20 protein-coding genes are annotated in these 21291 nt (G+C 59.6%); 7 read left to right on the top strand and 13 right to left on the bottom strand.

Going from position 1 to position 21291, the window contains the following annotated elements:
- Positions 1-186: 186 nt before the first annotated feature.
- From ACXADZ_RS16095 to ACXADZ_RS16110, 4 genes are read right to left on the bottom strand one after another with little or no spacing between them, the layout of a single operon-like run.
- Positions 187-1116 (bottom strand): metal ABC transporter permease, encoded by a 930-nt coding sequence (locus ACXADZ_RS16095; protein WP_475197854.1) that lies wholly within the window; start codon positions 1114-1116, stop codon positions 187-189.
- Complete coding sequence (locus tag ACXADZ_RS16100) at positions 1113-2318, bottom strand: metal ABC transporter permease (protein WP_475197856.1); 1206 nt, start codon at positions 2316-2318, stop codon at positions 1113-1115. The genes ACXADZ_RS16095 and ACXADZ_RS16100 overlap by 4 nt, the downstream gene beginning before the upstream one ends.
- Positions 2319-2321: 3 nt before the next feature.
- Positions 2322-3125, bottom strand: coding sequence for a metal ABC transporter ATP-binding protein (locus ACXADZ_RS16105; RefSeq protein ID WP_475197858.1), 804 nt, complete (start codon positions 3123-3125; stop codon positions 2322-2324).
- Positions 3126-3128: 3 nt separating this feature from the next.
- Positions 3129-4082 (bottom strand): metal ABC transporter solute-binding protein, Zn/Mn family, encoded by a 954-nt coding sequence (locus ACXADZ_RS16110; protein WP_475197860.1) that lies wholly within the window; start codon positions 4080-4082, stop codon positions 3129-3131.
- A gap of 200 nt (positions 4083-4282) precedes the next feature.
- On the opposite strand from ACXADZ_RS16110, the gene deoC reads away from it, so the two are divergent.
- The 3 genes from deoC to ACXADZ_RS16125 are packed head-to-tail and all read left to right on the top strand — an operon-like array spanning position 4283 to position 8496.
- Positions 4283-5281 (top strand): deoxyribose-phosphate aldolase, encoded by a 999-nt coding sequence (gene deoC, locus ACXADZ_RS16115; protein ID WP_475197863.1) that lies wholly within the window; start codon positions 4283-4285, stop codon positions 5279-5281.
- Positions 5282-5328: 47 nt separating this feature from the next.
- Entirely contained in the window at positions 5329-7662 is a 2334-nt protein-coding gene (locus ACXADZ_RS16120) for an aldehyde dehydrogenase family protein (RefSeq protein ID WP_475197867.1), read from the top strand.
- Positions 7663-7686: 24 nt separating this feature from the next.
- Positions 7687-8496: an SDR family oxidoreductase gene (locus ACXADZ_RS16125; RefSeq protein WP_475197870.1), complete on the top strand. Its 810-nt coding sequence runs from the start codon at positions 7687-7689 to the stop codon at positions 8494-8496.
- Positions 8497-8515: 19 nt separating this feature from the next.
- On the opposite strand, the gene ACXADZ_RS16130 is transcribed toward ACXADZ_RS16125, so the two are convergent.
- From ACXADZ_RS16130 to ACXADZ_RS16160, 7 genes are all read right to left on the bottom strand, one after another.
- Positions 8516-9826, bottom strand: a complete 1311-nt coding sequence (locus tag ACXADZ_RS16130) for a M16 family metallopeptidase (protein WP_475197872.1) — start codon at positions 9824-9826, stop codon at positions 8516-8518.
- Positions 9823-11163, bottom strand: coding sequence for a M16 family metallopeptidase (locus tag ACXADZ_RS16135; protein ID WP_475197874.1), 1341 nt, complete (start codon positions 11161-11163; stop codon positions 9823-9825). The genes ACXADZ_RS16130 and ACXADZ_RS16135 overlap by 4 nt, the downstream gene beginning before the upstream one ends.
- A gap of 81 nt (positions 11164-11244) precedes the next feature.
- Entirely contained in the window at positions 11245-11760 is a 516-nt protein-coding gene (locus tag ACXADZ_RS16140; RefSeq protein WP_171093288.1) for a DUF3035 domain-containing protein, read from the bottom strand.
- 50 nt (positions 11761-11810) lie between these two features.
- Positions 11811-12287 carry a signal peptidase II gene (gene lspA, locus ACXADZ_RS16145; protein WP_475197879.1) on the bottom strand — a complete coding sequence of 159 codons (477 nt, stop codon included), beginning with the start codon at positions 12285-12287 and terminating at the stop codon, positions 11811-11813.
- On the bottom strand, positions 12287-13876 hold the full coding sequence (purH, locus tag ACXADZ_RS16150) for a bifunctional phosphoribosylaminoimidazolecarboxamide formyltransferase/IMP cyclohydrolase (protein ID WP_475197882.1): 1590 nt from the start codon (positions 13874-13876) through the stop codon (positions 12287-12289). Before purH ends, lspA begins: the two co-directional genes overlap by 1 nt.
- A 22-nt stretch (positions 13877-13898) precedes the next feature.
- Complete coding sequence (locus ACXADZ_RS16155) at positions 13899-15638, bottom strand: heparinase II/III family protein (protein WP_475197885.1); 1740 nt, start codon at positions 15636-15638, stop codon at positions 13899-13901.
- A 90-nt stretch (positions 15639-15728) separates the two neighbouring features.
- Complete coding sequence (locus tag ACXADZ_RS16160) at positions 15729-16988, bottom strand: RsmB/NOP family class I SAM-dependent RNA methyltransferase (protein ID WP_475197887.1); 1260 nt, start codon at positions 16986-16988, stop codon at positions 15729-15731.
- An 88-nt stretch (positions 16989-17076) separates the two neighbouring features.
- Between ACXADZ_RS16160 and ACXADZ_RS16165 the strand changes: the two genes are divergently transcribed.
- Positions 17077-17259 (top strand): DUF1674 domain-containing protein, encoded by a 183-nt coding sequence (locus ACXADZ_RS16165; RefSeq protein WP_171093279.1) that lies wholly within the window; start codon positions 17077-17079, stop codon positions 17257-17259.
- A gap of 4 nt (positions 17260-17263) precedes the next feature.
- On the opposite strand, the gene ACXADZ_RS16170 is transcribed toward ACXADZ_RS16165, so the two are convergent.
- On the bottom strand, positions 17264-18118 hold the full coding sequence (locus ACXADZ_RS16170) for a LysR family transcriptional regulator (RefSeq protein WP_475197890.1): 855 nt from the start codon (positions 18116-18118) through the stop codon (positions 17264-17266).
- Between the two features lie 100 nt (positions 18119-18218).
- On the opposite strand from ACXADZ_RS16170, the gene tmpA reads away from it, so the two are divergent.
- Genes tmpA through ACXADZ_RS16185 form a run of 3 tightly spaced genes read left to right on the top strand, consistent with a single transcriptional unit; the run spans position 18219 to position 20607 of the window.
- A complete protein-coding gene (tmpA, locus tag ACXADZ_RS16175) occupies positions 18219-19355 on the top strand; it encodes a 2-trimethylaminoethylphosphonate dioxygenase (RefSeq protein ID WP_475197891.1) in 1137 nt (378 codons plus the stop codon).
- Entirely contained in the window at positions 19352-19942 is a 591-nt protein-coding gene (gene tmpB, locus ACXADZ_RS16180) for a (R)-1-hydroxy-2-trimethylaminoethylphosphonate oxygenase (protein WP_475197894.1), read from the top strand. The genes tmpA and tmpB overlap by 4 nt, the downstream gene beginning before the upstream one ends.
- Positions 19939-20607, top strand: a complete 669-nt coding sequence (locus ACXADZ_RS16185; RefSeq protein ID WP_475197895.1) for an ureidoglycolate lyase — start codon at positions 19939-19941, stop codon at positions 20605-20607. The genes tmpB and ACXADZ_RS16185 overlap by 4 nt, the downstream gene beginning before the upstream one ends.
- On the opposite strand, the gene ACXADZ_RS16190 is transcribed toward ACXADZ_RS16185, so the two are convergent.
- Positions 20594-21277, bottom strand: a complete 684-nt coding sequence (locus tag ACXADZ_RS16190) for a DUF2306 domain-containing protein (RefSeq protein WP_475197897.1) — start codon at positions 21275-21277, stop codon at positions 20594-20596. The genes ACXADZ_RS16185 and ACXADZ_RS16190 overlap by 14 nt on opposite strands.
- Positions 21278-21291: the final 14 nt, after the last annotated feature.

Below are 21291 nucleotides of genomic sequence, written 5' to 3' on the forward strand. Positions count from 1 at the left end.
GGATGGCCGTGAACGGCTTAGCGCTCAGGTCCACCCGGACGTACCAAGTGAGTGGTGTGATTCAGCTAATGAATGGACGGCGTGTAACATGTGACCAGATTAAAAGCTGCTTAAGATTCATCATTTGGGCATCTGGGCAGAGATTGGCCTATGACGTGCGGATAGGTGCGGCGGGAACATGCCCGATCACACAGATGTGTGCGCCCCGACCCGCGCGCGGCACGGTCCGAACATGGCGGCTGCGGCAAGTATCAGACCAGACATCGTGGCAATCATGCCAGCCGCGCTGACTGCATCCGACCCGCCCAACCACAAGGGGCCGTATCCTGCCAATACATAGCCCGACACTGCCGAGGCCGTGGCGAACACTATGCTCCAGACAATCTGCGCCTCGAGCCGGTTGGTCAGCAAACGCGCCGCCGCCGGAGGGCAGATGAACATGGCGATCACGATGATCGAGCCCACCGCGTCAAATGCCGCCACCGCCGCGATGGCCGCTACTATCACCAATGCCATGCTCAGAGCACCCGTGCGAATGCCGATCGTGCGCGCAAATCCTTCATCGAAGGTGGAAATCTTTAGCGGTCGCCAGAACAGCCAGGTGAACACAGACACGCCCACCAGAGTTAGAGCAATCCGAGGCAATTCAGGTGGCAAACCCGCAAGAGCTTCGACATCCAGCAAGGATCCCCAACCGGTTGCGTCCAGCCAGATCAGGCTTTCCAGATTGCCGTAAAGCGCATGTTCCACATCCAGATGCACGGTCGAGGTGTCAGTTTGCTCGAGCAGTAAAACGCCTGCCGCAAACATTGTGGTAAAGACAACACCCATGGCGGCACCGGGTTCGATCTGACCCAGCCGGCGAATGGCTTCGATCAGAACCACAGCCACAATCGCCGCCCCAGCAGCGCCCAGCATCATTGGCCAGGTCGATATCGCCCCGGTCACCAGGAACGCCACCACGATACCCGGCAGCACCACATGGCTGATCGCGTCGCCAATCAGCGCTTGTTTGCGCAGCACCAGAAAGTTGCCGGGCAAGGCGCAGGCAATGGCCGCAAATGTGCCAATCAGCAGCGGCGTCAACGACAGCGGGACAAATTCTTCACCACTCATACCGGCACTCCTTGCGGCCCACCGATTTGACGGTCGATTTCAGCGATCTGGTCACGGGTCAGGACTGTTTCGATATCCCGTAACCCGTCATAGAGCGCAGCCGTCGCCTCATGCGCCTGATCCGCGCGGACGATCTCCCAGCGTTTTTCGTCGCGCAGCGCCTTGGCCGCCCGCGCCTTGCCTGAGTCCGTGGCAACGCCGTCTGGCCGGACCATCCCTGCACGGCGCAACAAACGCAGCGTAAGAGGTTCATAAATTTTCTGCCCCTGCGCCAGCGCCAACAGACCCTGGCGGATATGCACCCGGCGCTGGAAGCGCAGATGCCGCAACACCGCCGCCAGAACCCCGCGCTTTGGGGCGCAGAACAGGGACAGGACGAAGAATGCAAAGCTGACCAGCACGATGATCGGTCCAGTCGGCAAGTTGGGGGCAGAAGCGGAAATAGCAGCACCGATGTACCCGGCCAGACCTCCGGCAAGCCCCGCAAGCAGGACGACGTGCTCGGAACGCTCGGACCAGAACCGCGCTGTGACTGCCGGAATGATCAGAAGTGCCACGATCAGGATCAAGCCCACAATTTTCAGGCCGATCACAGTGACCGCCATGACCAGCCCCATCATCGCAAGATCGATGCGATGGATTGGCAAGCCACGAGCGGCAGCATATTCCGGGTCAAACGCGACAAGGGTCATCGGGCGACGCAGGATCAGAACCAGAAGCAGCGTCGCCGCGCCACCGATGGCGATGATCATGGCATCTGCCCACAGCATTCCAGCGGTCGAGCCTAACAGGAAGCCCTCCAACCCTGCCTGACGCCCGACGCCCATGGTTTGAATGATCGTCAGTAGAACGATCCCAAAGCCAAAAAAGACAGACAGAACTGCACCGATTGCTGCGTCTTCGGCAAGTCGGGTGCGCCGTGTCAACCAGTTCATGCAAAGAAGCCCAACCCACGCTGAAATTGCAGACCCTGCCAGCAAGCCCAGCAGATTGCGCCCATCCCCGCCCAGCGCGACCAAGACCATAAAGGCCAGACAGACGCCCGGCAGAGTTGCATGACTGATGGCATCGCTGACCAGCGCACGTTTGCGTAGGAACAGGAATGTCCCTGTCACACCGGCCGATACACCCAGCAACGTCGCACCAACTGCGACCAGCGTGGCGTTATAGCCAAGCTGCAGGGTCAGAGCGTCCCAAATCATGTGTTATCCCAGCGCGCGCGATATCTGATCGATCTGCGCAGTTGCCAAACGCCCGCCATAGGCCGCTTGCAACGTTTCCGCAGTGAACGCCTCGGACACCGGCCCTTCGGCCACATTGCGGGTATTGATCAGGAAAACGTGGTCGAAGTAGTCGGTCACGGTCGCCAGATCGTGATGCACCACTACAACCGTTTTGCCGGCTTCTTTCAGAGATTTCAGCACCGCGATGATGGCCTTCTCGGTGGCGGCATCCACCCCGGCGAAAGGTTCATCCAGCAAGTACAGATCCGCGCCTTGCGCCAAAGCACGAGCCAGAAACACGCGCTGCTGCTGGCCGCCGGACAACTGGCCGATCTGACGGTCCGCGAAGTCCCGCATCCCGACACGGTTCAAACAGTCCATCGCACATGCCTTGTGGCGGGCACGTACGCGCCCCAGAAGCCCAAGCTCGCGCGACAGACCCATCAGCACAACATCAATCACGCGCGTTGGGAAATCCCAATCCACGCTGGCCCGTTGCGGAACATAGGTAATACGCGCGCGCTGCGCCTCCAGCGGCCGTCCAAATACCGTCACCTGACCGGATAAGGGGGTGACGATTCCCAGCGCCGCCTTGAGAAGCGTGGACTTGCCCGCACCGTTTGGGCCAATGATGGCAGTCATGGCACCGGGCTGGACGGTCATATCAACCGAAAACACAGCAGGCTTTTGTCCGTAGGAAACGGTCAGGCCTCGCACCGCAAGCGGGCTGTCGCCCAGCCCGCGATCCTCAAGCGTCACACCGTCATTGCTGACCAGACCCAGCATTATTCAAAACCCCGCAGACAGTTTGCCGTCCATGCCTCGACCGGGGGCGTCGCCGTTCAACGCACCGCCGATGACTGTGATGTTGTGATCCAGCATCCCGATATAGGTACCCTCATAGGTGCCTTCTGCGCCCATCGCATCCGAAAAAAGCTCACCACCGATGGTCACTTTGTGCCCCTTGGCCGCTGCCCCTTCGATCAATGCGCGAATTGAGCGATCCGAGACCGAGCTTTCAACAAAGACAGCCGTGATTTGGCGGTCAACCAGCAGGTCAACCAATTCGCTGATCCGGTTCAAACCCGCCTCGGACTGGGTCGAGATGCCCTGAATGCCCAGAACCTCGAACCCGTAGCTCTGACCGAAATAGCCAAATGCGTCATGGGCGGTAAGCAGGACTCTGCTGTTCTCGGGCACCGAAGACAGGACATCCTCGGCATAAGCCGCCAAACGGTCAATATCGGCCAGATGCGCCTGTGCATTGGCTGCAAACACGCCTGCCGCTTCGGGACGAACGTCGGTCAAGGCATCCTGAACCTCTAGCACAACTTCGCGCCAAAGCACGGGCGACATCCACACATGCGGGTCGTATTTATCTGCGTAATCGTCATGGGCACGCAGTTTGGATTTATCGACCCCTTCGGCCACTGCGACCACAGCGCGTTTGCGTTCGAGATCGTGGAAGAAATCTTCCATCTGTGCTTCCAGATACAAACCGTGCCAAAGGATCAGGTCAGCGCGGGTCATGGCAACGATGTCGCTGCGGGTCTGTCGATAGGCATGAGGGTCAACGCCCGGCCCCATCAGACCTGTGACCTCAACCTGATCACCGCCCACCTGGCGCGCTGCATCCGCGATCATGCCTGTTGTCGCGACCACTTTGAGTGGCGCTTCAGCCCAAGCGGCGATTGGCATCGAAAGGGCCAACGCCAACGCTGCAAGAAAACTCCGACGAATCATCTTCGACCTCAGTTTTGCGTCCTGTTGAGACTGAATATGAGAACCATTCGCAACTAAGTCAACGCTAATGCGAATTATTCGCAAGAAAGCACGTTCTTTTTGTCCAAATGGTCAAAAAATTGCCATTCAAATACATCCAACACCTTCCATTCCCCGGTCTGCCGTGCGAATTTGTCGCAAACCTCCCAAAGGACGTGACTATGGATACGCAGAGCTCAGAAAGCCCCGTGCGCACCGCGCATCTGCCGCAAGTAACCGAACCCCGAAATCCGGGAATGGATCTTGATCTTGACTGGGTCCGCGCCGTTCAGGCCAATACCTCGGCCATTGAGCGCCGGGCTGCGACCCTTCCCGGGCGGCGGTCGGTCAAGAAGGACTATCAGGCGGCGTGGCTGCTGAAGGCGGTTACGATGATCGACCTGACCACGCTGTCAGGTGATGACACAGTGGGCCGCGTGCGCCGCCTTTGCGCGAAGGCGCGGCAGCCGGTTGCGAGTTCCGTCTTGCAGGCGCTGGATATGCCGCAGATTACCACGGGTGCTGTTTGCGTCTATCACGACATGATAAAAACCGCGGTGGATGCCCTGAAAGGCACCGGCATTCCGGTCGCTGCGGTATCCACTGGCTTCCCGGCCGGCCTGTCGCCGTTCCACCTGCGCGTGGCCGAGATTGAGGAAAGCGTGAAAGCCGGTGCCGAAGAGATCGACATCGTCATTTCGCGCCGTCATGTGCTGTCAGGGGACTGGCAGGCGTTGTATGATGAGATGAAAGCCTTCCGCGTGGCCTGCGGCGATGCCCATGTCAAAGCCATTCTGGCGACCGGAGAGCTGGGCAGCCTGCGTAACGTCGCCCGCGCCTCGCTGGTCTGTATGATGGCGGGTGCCGATTTCATCAAGACCTCGACCGGCAAGGAGAGCGTCAACGCCACCCTGCCTGTCTCACTGGTGATGATCCGCGCCATCCGGGATTTCTATGATCGCACCGGGTATCGCGTTGGGTACAAGCCCGCCGGTGGTATTTCAAAAGCCAAGGACGCGCTGGTGTACCTGTCGCTGATCAAGGATGAGTTGGGCGATCGCTGGCTGGAACCAGACCTGTTCCGCTTCGGCGCCTCTTCCCTGCTGGGCGACATCGAGCGGCAGTTGGAACACTATGTGACTGGGGCTTACTCGGCTGGATACAGACATTCGATGGGCTGAGCCTGCTGAAATGTCTGGACAGTGAGTATTTGGGAAAAGATGAAGTTATGACAGTCAAAGAAATCTTCGAGACCATGGATTACGGCCCCGCCCCAGAAAGCGCTGCCGAAGCGCTGGCCTGGCTGGTCGATCAGGGTGACAAGTTCGGACACTATATCGATGGGGCATTCACCAAACCCGGCAAAGGGTTCGAAAGCCGCAACCCGGCGACCGGAGAGGTGCTGGCTAAACTGACGCAGGCGAAACAGGCCGATGTGGACGCCGCCGTGGCCGCTGCCCGCAAAGCGCAGCCGAAATGGGAGAAGCTAGGCGGTGCGGGTCGTGCGCGGTATCTCTATGCCATTGCACGGCTTTTGCAGAAACACGCACGCCTGTTTGCGGTGCTGGAAAGCATGGACAACGGCAAACCGATACGTGAATCGCGGGACATCGACATCCCTCTGGCGCAGCGGCATTTCTACTACCACGCAGGCATGGCGCAGTTGATGGAGGCCGAGTTGCCCGATGCGCAGGCTTTGGGCGTTTGTGGTCAGATCATCCCGTGGAATTTCCCACTGTTGATGCTGGCCTGGAAAATCGCACCTGCGCTGGCGATGGGGAATACGGTGGTTCTGAAACCGGCCGAGTACACCTCGCTGACTGCGTTGTTGTTTGCAGATATCTGCTCGCAAGCCGGGCTGCCGAAGGGTGTCGTCAACATCGTGACCGGCGACGGAGCGGTGGGCGAGATGATCGTGAACGCCGACGTAGACAAGATCGCCTTTACCGGCTCGACCGTCGTGGGTCGGCGCATCCGAGAGGCGACGGCTGGATCAGGCAAGGAACTGACATTGGAGCTGGGCGGCAAGTCCGCGTACATCGTGTTCGATGACGCCGATATCGACAGTGCTATCGAAGGTCTGGTCGATGCGATCTGGTTCAATCAGGGTCAGGTTTGCTGCGCTGGGTCCCGCCTGCTGGTGCAGGAAGGCATTGCAGATCGGTTCCACGAGAAGCTGCGCGCGCGGATGGATGGTTTGCGGGTGGGTGATCCGCTGGACAAATGCATCGACGTGGGCGCGGTTGTGGATCCGGTTCAGTTGCAGACCATCAAGGGCATGGTCGAAAGCAATACGGTGGGTCACGTGCATCAGGCCGCGTGCGAACTGCCAGCGAACGGCTGTTATTATCCACCAACGCTGATCTCTGGGCTTGAGACATCTGATCCGTTGATGCAGGAGGAGATATTTGGCCCGGTTCTGGTGTCCTCGACCTTCCGCACGCCGGAAGAGGCGGTCGAGCTGGCCAACAACACCCGTTACGGGCTGGCCGCGACAGTCTGGACTGAGAATGTGAACCTTGCGCTGGACATCGCGCCCAAGCTGGTTGCAGGCGTGGTTTGGGTGAATGCGACCAACTTGTTCGACGCCGCCGCAGGCTTCGGCGGCGTGCGCGAAAGTGGCTTTGGCCGCGAAGGCGGATGGGAAGGTCTGGCGGCCTATACCAAGCCAAAGGGCAAGGCCAAACCTCTGGCGAAGATTGAGGCGACGATGGGCGAAGGCGCTCCGGTCGACCCGATTGACCGCACCGCCAAGATGTATGTCGGCGGCAAGCAGGCGCGGCCCGATGGTGGGTATTCCAAACCCGTCTGGGGCAAGTCCGGCCTGCTAGGCCATGTGGGTCTGGCCAACCGCAAAGACGTGCGCAACGCGGTTGAGGCCGCAGCGGGTGCCAAAGGCTGGTCCAAGACCACCGGCCATCTGCGGGCCCAGATTCTGTATTACATCGGCGAAAACCTCTCGGCCCGTGCGAGTGAATTCGCCGCGCGCATCGACGCCATGACCGGCAAGAAGGATGGCGCGAAAGAGGTCGAAACCTCGATCCAACGCTTGTTCACCGCAGCTGCCTGGGCCGACAAATATGACGGTCAGGTGCATGGCGTCCCGATCCGGGGTGTGGCCATTGCCATGAAGGAACCTGTGGGTGTTATCGGCGCGCTTTGTGCCGATGAAGCGCCTCTGCTGGGTCTGGTCTCGGCGATGGCGCCTGCGATTGCGATGGGCAACCGGGTGGTTCTGGCGGCATCCGAGCCCTACCCGCTGGCAGCAACCGATTTCTACCAGATTCTTGAGACCTCGGACGTCCCCGCAGGCGTGGTCAACATACTGACCGGCAGCCACGCGGAACTGGCGAAACCTCTGGCCTCGCATCTGAACGTGGACGCGGTCTGGTCCTTCTCGTCCACTGACCTTTCGAAAGAGGTCGAAGCGGTCTCGGTCGGGAACCTGAAACGGACCTGGGTCAATAACGCAACGGCATTTGACTGGAGCATGGATCATTCCCGCCGCTTCCTTCAGGCTGCGACCGAGGTGAAAAACATCTGGGTGCCCTACGGCGAGTAGGGCCCCCCATCACGGGAGGCCCTTATGGACTTTGCAGGAAAAACCGTCATCGTCATTGGCGGAACCAGCGGTATCAATCGAGGCATTGCCGAGGCCTTTGCGGCCTCGGGTACCAAACTGGCCGTCGCCAGCCGTTCACAGGAAAAGGTGGACGACACTGTGGCCGCGCTGAAAGCCGCAGGCGCACTGGACACCATCGGGGCGGCCTTTGACGTGCGTGATCCGGATGCTGTCGCCGCTGGTCTGAAACAGTTTCACGACGCCTATGGCGATTTCGACGTGCTGGTGTCCGGCGCTGCGGGGAACTTCCCGGCGCTGGCATCCGAGATGTCGGTCAACGCGTTCAAGACCGTGATCGACATTGACCTGATGGGCACGATTCATGTGATGAAAGGGGCGTATCCTTTCTTGAAACGCCCCGGTGCCAGCATCATCAACATCTCGGCTCCGCAATCTTACCTGCCGTATGAGGGCCAAGCCCATGTCTGTGCCGCAAAGGCAGGTGTCGATCAGATTACCCGGACGCTGTCGATGGAATGGGGTGTCGAAGGGATCCGCGTGAACTCGGTCGTTCCGGGGTTCATCGAAGGCACCGAGGGCGCAAAACGTCTGGCCCCTACCCCGGATGCCGGTGAGGCGCTGCGCCGCGATGTACCGTTGGGCCGCTGGGGTCAGCCTCAGGACGTGGCCAATGCCTGCCTGTTCCTCAGCTCGGATCTGGCCAGCTATATCAGCGGCACGGTTCTGGCCGTGGATGGCGCGTTGTATCAACGCGGCTCGGGCAAGTTTGGACAGATGATGGGTGAGATGCTGCGCAGCATGAAAACGGGGTGAGGCACGCTCACCCCTGTTTTCAGTTTGTGGTCTCAAGACCGACAGGTTTTCCGACGATGGTAAAATGCAGCCCGTCCGGGTCCAGCAATTCGGACGCAACGCGGTTCACGTCTTCCAGCGTTACGGCATTCACCTTGTCGTTGCGGGTTGCGATATAGTCGATTGGCAGGTCTTCCATCTGCATCCCGACCATGATCCCGGCAATCCGCCCGTTGCCATCAAACCGAAGCGGATACGCACCGGTCAGATAAGTCTTGGCATCGTCCAGCTCTTTCTGGGTTACGCCTTCGGTCGCGGCCTTGGCCCATTCGTCACGGATCACCTCAACCGCCTCGGCAATGCGGTCATTGGCTGACGAGACCGACCCCAAATAGACAGATGCCAAATCCTTGGGCACCAGATAGGTTCCGATCCCATATGTCAGACCACGTTTTTCACGCACCTCCTGCATCAGACGGCTTTCAAACCCGCCCCCGCCAAGAATGTGATTCAAGACAAACGCAGCGAAGAAATCCGGGTCATCCCGATCAATCCCGGCATGACCAAACAGGGCCACCGATTGCGGCGTGTCGAACTCGACGACGCTGACGCCACCCGGAATGGTCACATCGGCTTTGTCAGGGATGGGTTTCCCGGTTTCCGGTAAATCGCCGAGTAATTTGTCCAGCAACGTGCCCAGTTCTTCCGCCGTAATGTCGCCCACCGCCCCGACATACAGGCGGTCCCTGGCAAAGACGCTGTCATACGCGGCCACCACATCATCCCGCGTCAAGGCCGAGACGCTTTCGATCGTGCCCTTCCCTTCAGACCCATAAGGATGATCGCCATAGGCCATCTGAGCAAAGTTCAGGCCAGCAATCTCATTCGGGTCGGTCTGGTCCGAGCGCAATCCTGAAAGGATTTGCGCGCGCACGCGCTCAATCGCATCCTGATCGAAACGCGGTTCGTGCAACGTGGTGTGCAAAAGGTCGACCACTTCGTCGCGGTTTTCGGTCAGAAATCGCGCCGAAATCGAAACGGTATCATCGCCCGCATCATACGAGAAAGACGCGGCCAGAGCTTCCAGTTCGCGGGCATAGGTCTGGGCGTCCATTTCGCCAGCGCCTTCTTCGATCAGGCCGCTCATTAAATAGACGGCCCCGCGCTTTTCCGGATCGTCCAGCGACGTCCCGCCACGGAACCGCAATTCCAACGCAGTGAAGGGGATTGCATGGTCTTCAACCAGCCAGGCTTTGATCCCGCCAGGTGAAGTCACCTCTTTGATCTCGATCTCGGCTAGGGCCGGCAAAGCAACTACGCAGGCGATCAGCGTTGTAAGAAACCTTTTCATTGCGTCACCTCATCATCACGCATCAGCCAGCCCGTGACAGATGTTTCAGGTTGCAGGACTTCGCGGGCAGCGGCGATGATCTCTTCTCCGGTCACGGCCTGAAGAATGTCGGGCCAAGCCTGCACATCCTCGACCGTCAAACCGCTGGTCAGGGCGCGGCCATACCGGTTGCCGATCCCATCAACATTGTCGCGGGCATAAATCTGGGACGCGCGCAGTTGCATCTTGATGCGGTTCAGATCGTCTTCTTTCACACCTTCAGCGATGAAATCAGCGACCGCCTGATCCATGGCATCTTCGGCCTCTTGCAGCGACACACCCTGCGCCGGAACAACCAGCAAATCAAAGGTCGTGTCATCCAGCGAGACACCGCGGTAGAATGCGCCTGCATAGACGACCATTTGTTGATCGAACTGAAGCTTTTCGTTCAGGTAAGACGTGGTGCTGCCGCCCAGCAATTCGGCCAACAGGAACAGAGCCGCCGCCTTTTCCTGTTCACCCGGATCACGTTCGGGGGCCAGATAACTGCGCTGCACATAAGGCTGCGCCACACGCGGATCTTTGTAAGTCAGTCGCCGTTCGGCCGTTTGAGGCGGTTCTTGCGCCCGCATCCGCTCGGGCAAGTCCGGGTTGGCCGGGATCACACCGTAATACTGTTCAGCAAGTGCGCGGACCTCATCAGGTACGACATCGCCTGTGACCACAAGGATGGCGTTGTTGGGCGCATAATGAGTCTGGTAGAATGACAACGCATCTTCCATGTCCAGCTCTTCCATCTCGTGCTTCCAGCCAATGATCGGCACGCCGTAGCTGTGGTTGAGATATTGCGCGGCGTTCATCTGTTCCCCAAACAAAGAGCGCGGGTTGTTCTCGGTCCTTTGGTTACGCTCTTCAAGGATCACATCACGCTCGGTCAGGATGTCCTCTTCGCTCAGGCGAAGGTTCCGCATCCGATCGGATTCCATTTGCATCATCAACTCAAGCCGATCAGCCGCGACGCGCTGGAAATACGCGGTGTAGTCGTATGAGGTGAACGCATTGTCATTGCCACCATTGGCCGCAACTGTGGCCGAAAACTCACCCGGAGCAAGCGTATCGGTGCCCTTGAACAGCAGGTGTTCCAGAAAATGCGCAATCCCGGATGTCCCCACCGGTTCATCCGCAGATCCGGCGCGATACCAGACCATGTGTTGCACAACTGGTGCACGGTGGTCTTCGACCACGACGACATCCATGCCGTTGTCCAAAGTGAATGTGGTAACCGCTTCTTTTCCGTCCTCGGCCAAGACCGGGGTGGCAGCGATAAGGGCAGCCGACAGGGCTAGGGCCCGAACCATGGGGCATCCTCCGTTTCGTTTCTTGTATTCAAACTACGGTGGTGCGGCCCGGGTTCAAGCCCGATGACGGAAAGTTAAGAATTATTCATTCGGAGGAGAGGACGGCGTTTCAATACCGGCACTACGGGCTGCATCGGTTTCCGCATAAGGATTGATCGATTGCCGTTCATAGACCTGACCGTAGCGATCCACCGGGAACAGGCGCAATCCGGTCCAACGACCACGACGTTTGCGGAACGCAGCATCTTCGGCTTCGACAACCTGGCGGGCATCAGGTGCGACGCCATACCGGCTGGAGGCTGTGACCAGTGCTGCGTCGGACGACGGTACCGCCGCATTCGGGTTCAACGCGGCCGGGTTTCCACCCAATGCAGCAACGGCCTCGGCATTGGGGTTCGGATCCGTCAGGTTGCCACCGCCCGGTGTGGGTGCAGGCAAAAACGCATAATCCTGAGGCTGCGTCAGCGGTTTGACCGGCAAGACCGAAAACTCATCCGGACCCTGCCCCGGAGGCGCCAGATCCCGCAGACCGGGATTCGAACATGCCGCAACCGCTGCGACAACAGTCAGAACAAATATGGCGCGCGGCATCCGCATTGGTGTCTCCAGCCTGTTTCTGGCGCTTTTATCTCATATAATTCCGCGCGTCACGAGGGCTTTTTGCTGTCGAACAGAACCAACCCCAAAGCGCCTGCAAATATGAACACATCTGCAAGGTTGAACACAAACGGGTTGTTGATGCCGCAACATGACATGTTCAGGAAATCCAGCACATAGCCGTATAACAGCCGGTCCACCACGTTTCCAAGCGCACCGCCTATCAACAGACCTGCGCAAAAGAGCATGAGTTTTGATGCGGCTGTACGGCTGAGCCAGATAAGAACGCCAACACAGATCGCAATCGAAATACCGATCAGCACCCAACGCGCGGCGTCGGAATTCCCCTGAAACAGACCGAAATTGATACCGCGATTCTCACCGTATTTAAAAACCAGCAGCGGGGGCATAACGTCGATACCACCGGGTTGTTCGGCCACGCGCATAACGTGAACGACCAGATACTTGCTGATCTGGTCGATCGCAAAGGCGGCAATCGCCGCCCAGAGAAGCAGGCCAGACCGCATCAGTGACGGAAATGCCGCATACCGGTGAAGACCATGGCCAGACCGGCCTCATCCGCAGCAGCAATCACCTCGTCGTCGCGCATGGAGCCACCGGGTTGGATGACGCAGGTTGCACCGGCCTCGGCGGCTTCCATCAGACCGTCAGGGAAAGGAAAGAAGGCGTCAGAGGCGACAGCAGATCCGATGGTCAGCGGCTGAGGCAGGTCCAGCACATCCGCCATCCGTTCGGCTTTCTTGGCGGCGATCAGGGCCGAATCCACCCGGCTCATCTGACCCGCACCCACGCCCACGGTTGCACCGTCTTTGACGTAGACAATGGCGTTGGACTTGACGTGTTTGGCCACTTTCCAAGCAAAAAGCAGATCGCGCATCTGTTCGTCCGTCGGGGCTTTCTTGGTGACGACTTTCAGATCATCCATGCCGACAAACCCGTTATCCTTGTCCTGAACCAGCAAACCACCAGCCACCTGACGAACGGTTTTACCACCGGCGGTCACGTCTGGCAGACCCTCGGTCGTCAGCAGGCGGAGGTTCTTTTTGGCCGCAAAGATTGCCTTGGCTTCGTCAGATGCTCCGGGGGCAATCACGACCTCGGTGAAAATCCCGGTGATCTCTTGCGCGGTTTCCGCATCCAGCGGCCGGTTCAATGCCACGATCCCACCAAAGGCCGAAGTGCGGTCGCAGTCGAACGCGGCCTTGTATGCCTCAAGCAACGTCGCGCCTGTGGCCACCCCACAAGGGTTGGCATGTTTGATAATAGCACAAGCCGCGTCCTGAGCAGGGTCGAATTCAGCAACCAGCTCAAACGCCGCATCGGTGTCATTGATGTTGTTGTAGCTAAGTTCCTTGCCCTGATGCTGCACGGCAGTGGCCACACCGGGGCGGTCGGTGCCGTCCGTATAGAAGGCAGCCTGTTGATGACTGTTCTCGCCATAGCGCAGGGTCTGCTTCAATTCGCCTGCAAAGGCACGGCGTTTAGGTGCTTCAAGTTCCAGCGCGTCAGCCAACCAGTTGGACACGGCGGTGTCGTAAGCAGCTGTACGGGCATAGGCTTTCTGCGCCAGCTTGCGGCGGAATTTCGGGCAGGTTGCACCGTTGTGCTGATCCATGTCGCCCAGCAATTTTTCGTAATCCTCGACGTCCACAACCACGTTCACAAAGGCATGGTTCTTGGCCGCCGCGCGGATCATTGCGGGGCCACCAATGTCGATGTTCTCGACACATTCATCATAATCGGCGCCTTTGGCGACGGTGGCCTCAAACGGATAAAGGTTCACAACAAGCAGATCGATCGCGCCGATCCCGTGCTCGGTCATCGCAGCGACATGAGTGTCGTTGTCGCGCAATGCCAGCAGCCCACCATGCACCATCGGGTGCAGAGTCTTGACCCGACCATCCATCATCTCAGGGAAGCCGGTGACTTCGCTTACGTCCTTCACCGCAAGCCCGGCATCGCGCAGCGCCTTGGCCGTGCCGCCGGTCGACAGCAGTTCGACCCCGCGCTCGGCCAGCGCCTTGCCCAGCTCGATCAGCCCGGTTTTGTCGGATACGGAAAGCAGCGCGCGGCGCACGGGGTGAAGATCGGTCATGGGTCCAAAGGTCCTTTTGGCGTCAGTCGAATTCTGGCTCGTCCCGGTGCGTATCGCGCACGGCATAGGCTGTGTCCTGCGCCTTGCTTAGCGTCCACCGGATGCGCGTCGCATACTCCATTGCGCGCCCGGATAGAACGATCTGTTTTGTCGCGCGTGGCTTCAATCGCCCTTTTTCAAGGTAAACGCTTGGCTCGACGGACAATTTTCCAATGCCATCATGGCGGAAAACCCAGATCTCACCGCTTTTGAGCGCCATGGACACCGCCGCCCCGCCCAAATCCAGCGCCGCATCCACGTCAGGATGCAGATGAAAACGGATATCGTACCCGATCCCCTTGAGCGCTGAGGCGTCCATCGCCTTGTCGAACTGGCGCTTCGCCTTGTCGGTCGCAGTCAGCAGAATATCCTCGACCGCAAGCTCGCGGCCATCGAAGCGCAACTCAAAAGTCCGGGCATGGGTCAGGCCGAACACTTTGGCATATCCGTCATGACCGGCCATGAAGCGGATGCCTTCAAACGCGTCCTCGAAATCAACTGGCACGTCCTGTGGCGCATCCACCAACGCCTGACTTTCGCGGCCCGGCAATGGATTGGCCAACCGCGCGCTGGAAAACCCATCCAGGCACAATGTCGAATGCGAGGGCGTTGCCCGCCCAGCGCGTCGCCATTCCAACCCGAAGCTGGCCCCCGACCCGCAATTCACGATCAACGGACGCCGCCCCGAGGTCAACTCGAACGCCAGCGTAGAGGCATGTGCATTGAACGAGGCCGCACCAGTGGGCGGCGCGCTGGAATCCACGATTACCGTGGTACGCGCGGCAGACAGGCGCGCATAGCCCATCGGCAATTCGGTCGCCGCCTTATGTTTGACGCCGCTTTGGGCAAGGGCCTGTTCCAGACGCCCTTCAATTCCGCGACCACCACCATGGAACCGCGCCAGCGCCCCATCCGCATGGCGCAGGCTACGCAGGGTCGGCGCGATCCGCTTGATTGCATTGACTTGCGCAACAGGCGCTCCGCGCCCCAGATCATTCAGTGCCGCCGTGGTCCAACTGAGCAACGTGAAAACTTCCAGCAACTCCTCTGGGTTGCGCGTCGGAATACCACCCTGCGCGTCCACCTGCCGATCACATTCGCTGGCAAGCGCCCGCAACGCCGGATCGGCCATATGCTCCAGCCCTTCCAACGCCAGCCCGGCCTGAACCAAACCCGCCAAAGCTTCAAACCGGGGCAAGCCGGGGGTCGCCGCCTGCCAGCGTTTGGACAAAAACCATGTCTGTTGCGCCAGCGAGCGGAAGAACAGCTTGCTTTGCCTTTCATCTGCACCGCGCAGCAGGAAAATCGCGTGGTTGATCCAGCGCATGACGCGCCGACCGGTCAGATCAGGCACCCAGCCGGGACCTTGGCCACGACCATGTGCTTCGATCCAACCAAAGACCCAGCGCTGCGCCTTTTCGCGTGCACGCATGTCTCCGACCGCAGCCAGATCGTCCAGCCAGGCAAAACCATGGCGTTCGTCGTCAAAGCCCGCGCTGGGGGCCGCGACGTCCCACAACCCGGTGTCTTCCGCCTCCACCAGGTACCCGGCGAACAAGAGGTTTCCGGCAACCAGTTGCCGACCACGCGCAAACGAGCCCACAGTGCGCGGATCCGGTTGCGCGACAAACCCCGTGACCGCCTTTTGCCGCTGGCTCAGGCGTGCGTAGAAACGGTTCTGAAACCGCATCCACCGACTGGTCATGGTGTCCGAGTTCGACATGACGTGTGTTACTCTGCCCCTTGCGCTCTGCTGGCGCTTGAGACCCAACGATAGACCGCGCCGATCGTCAAGTCATCGAAAAGCGTGCGCTTAGGCGGATTTGGTCAGACAGGCGATGTAGAACCCGTCCATGCCACCGCGATCCGGCCAGTAATCAGGCCGCAGACGCAGGCCGCCTTCTTCCGTTACCCAGCCCGTTTCAACACCTGATATGTTCACTGCGTCGCGATCCACGCTCATGTCGGGATACATCTCCAGCGCCTCTTCGATCTGTACTTCACCTTCGTCCGGCAGCAATGAGCAGGTGCAATAAACCAAACGCCCGCCGGGTTTCAGCAAACTCCATGCATGGGCCAGCATCTGCGTCTGAAGCTCGATCAAACCGCCAAATTCAGACCCATCCTTGGCGAAGGGCAAATCCGGATGCCGCCGTATCGTACCTGTAGCCGAACACGGCGCGTCCAGCAGGATCGCGTCATACTGACCTTCATGTTCCAGCGCATCCCCGACAATAACCTGCGCCGTCAGACCCGTCCGTGCAAGGTTTTCGCGTACCCGCTCCATCCGAGCTTCTGAAACATCCAGCGCGGTGACATCCGCCCCCGCCGCAGCCAGTTGCATCGTTTTGCCGCCGGGAGCAGCGCAAAGATCCAGCACGTTCTCACCTGCCTTCGGAGCCAGGACGTGAACAGGCAAGGCAGCCGCCGTATCCTGCACCCACCAGTCCCCGGTTTTGTATCCCGGCAGGGCCGAAACCTGACCGGCATCCTGCAGACGAATTGAGCCTGTCGGCAGCACATCGCCCGAGGGACCTGTCCCCCCCGGCTTCACGGTAAGATCAAGCGGTGCGCCAGTGAAATGCGCCTGTTCCATTCCAGCCACGGCACCCGCGCCCCAGGCCATAGTCAAGGGATCGCGAAGCCATTCCGGCAAACGCGGGACACGCATTTTGGGCCAGGCTTCAGGGCCTTCGGCGGCCACCTTGCGCAGAACCGCATTCACCAGGCCCTTCAGACGCCCATGCTTGCGCGAACGGCTGATGATCTCGACCATGGAATTCACCACACCATGCGCCGCTTCGCCGTTACACAGCTCGACTGCGCCCAGCCTGAGCGCGTTATGGACTGTCAGAGCAGGCGTGCGGTTCAAGTGATTGTCCAACAACCTGTCGGCGCGTTCCAACCCGCGCAAGGTCTCCAACGCCAACCGTTGAGCACGCGCGCGATCTTCGGGACCCAGCCGGTCCAATGCACCCGCTGCGAGACATTCGGACAACAGGCGGCCCTCACCCAGAACCTGATCGAGAAGATAGATTGCGCTGCGCCGTGCTGCTGTTGCGCTGTTTGCCATGGTACCGCCTTACTGTGACTTGCGCCCGCATTGCCAATGGCGGACGCGGGCGTATATCAAGACCCAGCACGGAAAGGAACCCGATGTCATGAGTGACGACCGCAAAGACCTGCCCCCAGCCGCCCAACGCGCACTGGCCGAAGCGGAAGAACGCCGACGCAAAGCCGAGGCTGAGGCCAAGGCGTTGCCCAAGGAACTGGGCGGGCGCGACGGACCGGACCCCGCGCGTTACGGCGATTGGGAAAAGAAGGGCATCGCCATCGATTTCTAAGCGCTCAGCCGCGCAGCGACTGTAAAAAGTCTTTGATCAATGCGCGTTGCTTTTTGGACTTCGCCCGATCTTCGGGCCAGGTTAGCCAATACCCGTCCTTGGTTTGCAACTCCGGCAGGCCCATCCTGCGCAACCGGCCCTCTTGAAGGTCGGCAAAAGCCAGAGGAACCGACCCCAGCGCCACTCCCAGCCCGCGCCGCGCTGCCGAGATCGCGTGTTCCATCGAATCAAAACTGATTTGGGACGGCGGTGCATCCTCCTGATTGCATTTCTGGGCCCATTCCCGCCATCCGGGGCGTTCTCCGCGCAAATCGATCAAAGGCGCGCCCCACTCGATTCCCGGTGCCGCCATAGGCACAAGAACCTCATGCGCGATCAAGGCCGCATCGCGCCCGGCCCACATGCCACGGCCATATCGGATTTGCAGCCAGGTCCGCTCTTCATCCAAGGTCGACCGGCGTGCCCCTGAATTGGTCAGCACCCGCACCTCGGGTCGCAGTTTTTGAAACGCTGGCAAGGCCGGCAGGACAAGCGCGTGAATGTTGGACGACAATCCGGCGACGCGCAGCTCTCGTGGGGACTTTCCGAACAGATCCTCGGTATTGCGCTCTAACGCCTGCAAGCTGTCTTGCACCAAAGGCAAATAGCTCTCGCCTTCCACCGTCAGCGACACGCCCCGCGCTTCGCGCACGAACAAAGACCGGCCCAGCCATGCCTCGAGATTACCGATCCTTTGGCTGACAGCGGCCTGCGTCAAACCAAACTCTTTGGCCGCAGCCGAGAATCCACCCAAACGCCCCGCAGCTTCGAACACGCGCAACCAGTCCAGCGGCGGCAGTCCGATCTTTTTCTTAGCCATAAGTTATTCCAAGTCTCAGCCGAAATAAGGATTAATTGTCGTAATGCCACGAACGGCGTATCTGCTCAACCAAAACTCGCGCCGAACAGGAGACCCCCCAATGCTGCGCACCGCCACTTGTGACGCTTCGGTCGTGACCGTCGCATTCGACACCGGAGCCGAAGCCCGCTTTCACGCGATCTGGTTGCGCGACAACGCGCTTGATCCTGAGACCCGCTCACCCGGAAACGGTCAGCGCCTGATCACGATCGGCGACATTCCGTCCGACGTCTCAATCAGCGCGGCCGAGGTTGTTTCTGGCGATCTGAAGATCACGTTCCAGCCCGAGGGAAAGACCGTCGTCTTCCCCGCCGAATGGTTGGCGGACCACATCTATGACCGCGATCAGGAAAACGCGTTTGGTCGCATCGCCCCGGGCATCACCACGTGGGAAAGCGGCATCAATGCACCCAGCGGCGACTGGAATGAAGTTCACGTCAGCCCGACCGCCAAGCGTGATTGGCTGGCAGCCGTCGCGGAATTCGGGTTTGCCAAGTTAACGGGTGGCCCGACCGAACCTGAATCGCTGCTGAAAGTGGCTGATTTGTTCGGCTATGTACGCGAGACGAACTATGGACCCTATTTCGAAGTGCGGACTGAGGTGAACCCGACCAACCTTGCCTATACCGGACTTGGCTTGCAGGCTCATACCGACAACCCGTATCGCGACCCTGTTCCAACGCTGCAAATCCTGTATTGCCTTGAGAATTCTGCCGAAGGCGGAGATTCGATCGTGGTCGATGGTTTCCGCGCGGCCGAAAAGCTGCGTGCGCAAAATCCCGAAGGCTTTGCCCTGCTGGCCGGCTACCCGGCACGGTTCGAATACAAGGGTTCCGACGGGGTTTGGCTGCAATCGCGCCGTCCGATGATCGAACTGTCTCCGGACGGAGAGTTGATCGGCGTCCGGTTCAACAACCGCTCAACTGCGCCGTTCGTCGATATCCCGTTCGACCAGATGGAGGCCTATTACGCCGCCTATCGCCAGTTGGGCGAGATAATCGATGACCCGGCCATGGGCGTGTCGTTCAAGCTGGAACCGGGCGAAAGCTTTATCGTCGACAACACCCGCGTGCTCCACGCGCGGCTGGGCTATTCCGGCGCGGGCTCACGCTGGTTGCAGGGATGCTATGCCGACAAGGATGGCTTGCTGTCCACACTGGCCGCGATGGAAATAACGCACCCGGAGGCGGCGGAATGAAACCCGATTTCTCGACGTTGAACCGTGACAATATCGTAGCCTTCATCGGTGATATTTTCGAGCGCCGCGGCGATGAGGAATATCTGGGCGAACCCGTCACCATGGCCCAACACATGCTGCAAGGGGCCACCATCGCCGAGCAGAACGGCCAGCCTGAAGAAATCATCGTCGGCGCGTTGCTGCACGACATTGGCCATTTCACCTCCGAGTTCGGAACCTACCATCCCGACGATACCGAAGACCGCCATCACGAGGATGCAGGGGCCGAGGTGCTGGAGCAGTTCTTCCCCTCGGTCATCACCGATTGCTGCCGCTATCACGTGGCTGCCAAGCGGTATCTCTGCGCCACCAAGCCCGAGTATTTCCAGCGCTTGTCTGCCGCCTCGGTTCATACGCTGGAACTGCAGGGCGGCCCGATGAGCGAAGTAGAGGTTACCGCATTCGAATCCAACCCTAACCTGAAAGAAATCATTCAGGTTCGCTATCTGGATGAGGCCGGTAAACGCGCGGATATGGAGACCCCCGATTTCGCCCATTTCGCACCCATGGTGCAGCGCATGGTCGACAAACATCTGGGCACGTCATGACTGCAGCTGAATACATCTTCGAGGCCAGTTCCAAGCCCTCGCTACCCTGGCACAAAGTTCCTCTGATCCGCGCAACGGAAGAGACGGTCAAAGGCTATGGCTGTCTGGTCGATGACCCCGAGACCTTTGAAATCGAGATCGTCCGCTGGCCGCAACAAGGTTGGCGCCCCATCGACGAAGGCACCGGCGACGAAGGCGGCTGGGTCGAAGGCACGTTCAAATGTGACTGGCGAGGCGACGTGCTGTATGGCGAGAACGAAGCCGTCAAAGGGCATTACGTTCTTGGCTGGTCCACGGATCCGCAAACCGCGCAGACGGATCGGCAAACCGCGCCTCGTGATCAGGTATTGCTCTGGCACATGAACTATCACCCCGATGGCGGACAGATGTTTTGGCCTCTGGACAACAAGCCTTTCATTGTCCCCGCCGCTCTGCCCGGTGACAACCTGACGCCCGACAAGGTGGTGGCGTTCTGGTGCGACGGCTCGCGTGGCCTCTATATCCATCCGGGCATCTGGCACGAGGGGATATTCCCGGTCGAAGATGACCAAAGATTCCTAGACCGACAGGGTGCGGTTCACGCACGAGTCAGCGCTGATATCGGGAAAGAGTTCGGTGTGTACCTGGCCTGCCCATTGCGCGAAGACAGGATCAAGGACCTGTAACCAAAGCCCCTTGATGCTCTGACCGTTTGCGCATGATCCAGATCTGCGCAGCCAGCAAATAGGGCACAAAGAACGCAAAGTTCTGAACCAGATCGAAAGGGCCCGAGAAGTCGGGCTCTGACCCCAATCCGCCGGTCAGCAGATACCACAGCGTGTAATGCACCCGGTAAAGCCATGATCCCAGCGCCAGCCAGAAAAGCCGCAGCCCCCAGGCCCAGTGCCCCGCGCGATCATTGCTGAGCGCCATGCGTACAACCATAAGCGCCGCAGCAAAGAGACAGAGGCCGTAAAGGAAAAACGCGGCAGACATCACCGGCCCACCAATCGTGCCTCGCAAAGGGATATAAGTCATCCCCGCCATCCCGGTCACAAGTGCCAGCGCAACCAGCACAGCACCCAAGGTGCGGTGAAACCAGTTGAAGCGCTGCCGAAGGGTGCGGACCAGTTGCAGCGGCACCAGTGTTACCAACACCGTTCCGGCAAAGATATGTAGAATCATCGCCGCGTTGCCGACGCTCTGACCGTCTGCAAACAAATAGCTTTGCGCAGGCGCATCATGCGACAGGCCGACGCCGATCATACCAAACCCGTGCGCCACAAACGGCAGCAGCGTCAGATAAAATAGTGCCAGCAGGACACCGGTTGCCAGACCGGAACGACGTAAACTCATAGATCAGAGCTTAG

Source organism: Ruegeria sp. ABM4_193, assembly GCF_056158705.1.